We start from the raw sequence: 3,473 nt of genomic DNA, 5'->3' as shown, positions 1-3,473 counted from the left end.
TTCGGCATTTAGGAGCCATTAAAAAGCCGGTTCTGGAGGCATCAATTCGGTGGCGGAATCAGCTGTCTTTTACGTCATTTTTTTGCTCCTTGCCAAGTGTTGTGGTGGGCCCAAGTCGGGGACTGCGATAGGATTTTCCGTCCAGAACCAGGCAATAAGCATTGTGTCGAAGGCGATCCAGTGTGGCCGAGGCAAGAAGCCGGTTCGCGGGGAAGGCTTGGTCCCATTCGGGCAGATCCAGATTGCTCGTCACGATAGTGGCGGTTTTTTCATAGCGCTCGGCGATCAATTCGTGGAGATCTTCATCAGCCGGCGGGCGCAGTGGCTTCAAGCCGAAGTCATCGATGATCAGCAGTGGTACACGGGCAAGCGTTGCCAGCCGTCGATCGTAGGCGCCCACAGCACGCGCCGCGTGCAGACTGGCTACCAGGTTTGCGCAGGTCGTGAACAGGACGTCTTGCCCCTGACGAACCGCACAGTGCCCCAAGGCTTGTGCAAGATGGCTTTTTCCGGTGCCGCAAGGCCCGACGATGAGCACCGGAGCGCATTCGCTGATGTAACGCCCGGTAGCCAGCTCGTGTACCAGTGCCCGGTTCAGATTGGGTAACTGATTGAAGTCGAAGGCGTCCAGCGTCTTGGTGGTGCGGAAGGCGGCGCGTCGCAGTCGTGTGCTGTACTTCTTCTGTTCGCGTCGTGCGATCTCGTCTTCGATCAACAAGGCAAGGAATTCGGTATAGGCTAGCTTACTGTCGATGGCCTGCCGGTTGCGGGCTTCCAGCGAGTCCAGGATGCCCGAGAGGCGTAACTGCTTCAGATGTGGCGTCAGAGCGGGGATGGGATTCATGGCCGTTGTCTCCGAGGTTTACTGTGGCGTGAGGGAAGCATCTTCGAACAGATGATGTGCAGGGCGGACGAACCGTGCCGTAGAGGCGTAGACGGCCGGCGTGAACGGTGTGGTGGGATGCTGGTCGTGGTTGCCTGCGAGTATCGTCTTGACGGTCCGGTAGTAGGGGCTTGAATGTGTCAACGCGCGTTCGCATGCGAGTTCCAACCGTGCGTTGCCATATTGCTCGCCCAGGCGTAACACGCCCTGGGCCGCGCGCAGCCGCTCCAGGACCTTGTCAGCCAACAACCAGGTCACCAGGGCTTTGCATGCAGGGCCGACCTTGCCGGCCTGGTCCTCACACCACCGCCGGTCTTTCGAGAGGTACTGCACTGCTTCGGGCGGCAGGTGGTCCCGAACGGTCAGACGATCACCGGGTCGGCGAGTCCGTCGATGCACGGCCACTTGTTGATGGTCTTGGTAGATCGCGACAAGTGAGTCGGTACTGCGCAGCCAGACCGTCTGGCCCACGAGACGGAAGGGCACGGAGTACAACGCCCGTTCGTAACTGACGTGGCAATCGCGATGCACTTTGACCGGTTGCCAGACACCCAGATCCGGGGCGATGTCCGGCAACGGCAACAGGGCGCTGCGTTCGATCTCGAAGAGGTCGTTGGGCTTCTTGCGCGTCGTGCCGTGGATGCGTTCACTGGCATAGTGCTGCACCCATTCCCGGGCTTGCCGATTCAGGTCCGCCATGTCGCGGAACGTGCGCAAGGGCAGGAAGTTGTTCTTCACGTACTTCACGCCGGCTTCAACGATGCCCTTCTTCTGCGGATCCGCAGGCGGACACGGATCGATCCGGAAGCCGTAGCCTTCGGCGCATTCCGCGTAGGACCGCTGTACGACTGGGTCTGTGACGCAGGCTTTGATGATGGCGCACTTGGCGTTATCGATGATGACCCGTTTGGGCACGCCGCCGAACCACTCGAAGGCCCGGCGATGGCACCCCAGCCACGTGGAGACTTTCTGATCCCAGACGAATTCCAGATACTGGTGGCGCGAGAAACACAGCGTCATCACGAACGCCCATGTCCGACGAACCTTCTCGGTAGCTGGGTCATACAACAGGGGACCGGCACCAAAGTCCACCTGCACGGCTTCCCCGGGCCCGAAGACAAGGGGGATAGTCGCCTTGGCCGGCCGTGCACCGGCGATGGAAACCATCATGCGGTAGACCGAGGAATAACTGCCGGTATAACCATACGAGCGCTGTAGATGCGACAGAATCACCGGCCCGACTACCCCGGCGCGCATCCATTCGGCAATTTTCTCCCGGTGTGGCTCGAGCGAGGATTGCGTGGAGGACGCGCGTTTGGATTTGCCCAACGCTTCCGCCAAGATACCGTCCTCGGGCAAAGGGGTCTGCGGGTCAAGCCAGCCTTTTGAGGCAGCCAACTGGCGCAACTGACTCAGCTTGGGTCTTCCCAGCACCTTGGTCTGCGCGATCTGGCGATCCGTGTCGCCGCGGCGCATGCTGAGGAGAGCTTGTCGATACTGATACATCTCGATTCTCCTGCGTGCCACTGTCGTCCCCTTGCTGTCGTGATCATGCAAAGGTAACGGCGTGACGTCGGTTGCAGAAGATGCTCCAGTACCGGTAAACCCTTCCTATGGCTCCTAAATGCCGAAAAAAGGGTGGCTCCTAAGTGCCGAAAAATCCGTGGCCTCTATATGCCGAAAAGGAAATGGCTCCTTTATGCCGAAAGATGACAGCATGTGGGGCTTGAGGCTCCAACCCACAATCTTTCGGCTGAACAGATCCACCACGGCCGCCAGATACAGCCAGCCCTGTTCGGTTGGCAAGTACGTGATATCACTGCACCAGATCCGATCTGGTGCAGCAGGGCTGAACTGCCGCTGTACCAGATTCGGGGCCACCGGCAGCGCATGCTTGCTGTCGGTCGTGGAAACATACCGGCGTTTGACCTTGCCACGCACACCATGGGCTTGCATCAGCAGTCGGACCCGCTCCTTGCCTACACGTAGCCCTCGGCGACGCAGCTCCTGATGGATTCGTGGCCAACCGTACTCCCCCTTCACCTCGCGGTGGATGGCTCGGATGTGAACCAGCACCTGCTCATCAGGCGCTCGTGTGCGCATCCGCCTGCCACGAGCGCGCTGCCAGCCGTAGTAACCGCTTTCACTGACTGCCAGCACACGGCACATCGTACGGACCGGCCAGCGGCCCTTCATTTCTTGAATCCAGGCGTACTTTGCAGCGTGTCCTGCGCAAAGTACGCCGCGGCTTTTTTTGCTATGTCGCGCTCCATCCTCAGCTGCGCGACCTCCGCCCGTAAACGGGCAATCTCCATTTGCTCGGCCGACACAGCACCGGGAGCCGTCGTCGGTGTTGCGACGACACCCAGCTCACCGCGTTGTTGCTGGCGAACCCAATTACCTAAACTGGCCTTTGGGATGCCCAGCGAGCTGGCCACCGAGCCCACAGACGCCCCCGCCAGCACCTGCCGGACACTTTCCTCTTTGAATTCCTGCGTGTACCTTGCACGCCTTCTCGAATCTGACATTCCTTGCTCCTTCTTTCCAATTTAACTGGAACTAAGGACTCCGTCATTCGGGGGCAAGCTCA

Annotated in this window: 2 protein-coding genes and 1 pseudogene; all 3 read right to left on the bottom strand. The window is 59.8% G+C overall.

Translation table 11 applies throughout. The annotated features are described in order from the left end of the window. Positions 1-58: 58 nt before the first annotated feature. Positions 59-844 carry an IS21-like element helper ATPase IstB gene (gene istB / locus Q1J88_RS12870; protein ID WP_301118140.1) on the bottom strand — a complete coding sequence of 262 codons (786 nt, stop codon included), beginning with the start codon at positions 842-844 and terminating at the stop codon, positions 59-61. An 18-nt stretch (positions 845-862) separates the two neighbouring features. Beyond that, complete coding sequence (istA, locus tag Q1J88_RS12865; protein WP_301118139.1) at positions 863-2,389, bottom strand: IS21 family transposase; 1,527 nt, start codon at positions 2,387-2,389, stop codon at positions 863-865. Positions 2,390-2,608: 219 nt separating this feature from the next. After that, positions 2,609-3,411: pseudogene (locus Q1J88_RS12860) on the bottom strand (IS3 family transposase); the annotation flags it as partial. Positions 3,412-3,473 lie beyond the last annotated feature (62 nt).

The organism is Pusillimonas sp. (assembly GCF_029263785.1).
GTDB lineage: Bacteria > Pseudomonadota > Gammaproteobacteria > Burkholderiales > Burkholderiaceae_B > Pusillimonas.
Note: the sequence above shows the minus strand (reverse complement) of the source record. Positions and strands in the feature narration are given on the sequence as shown.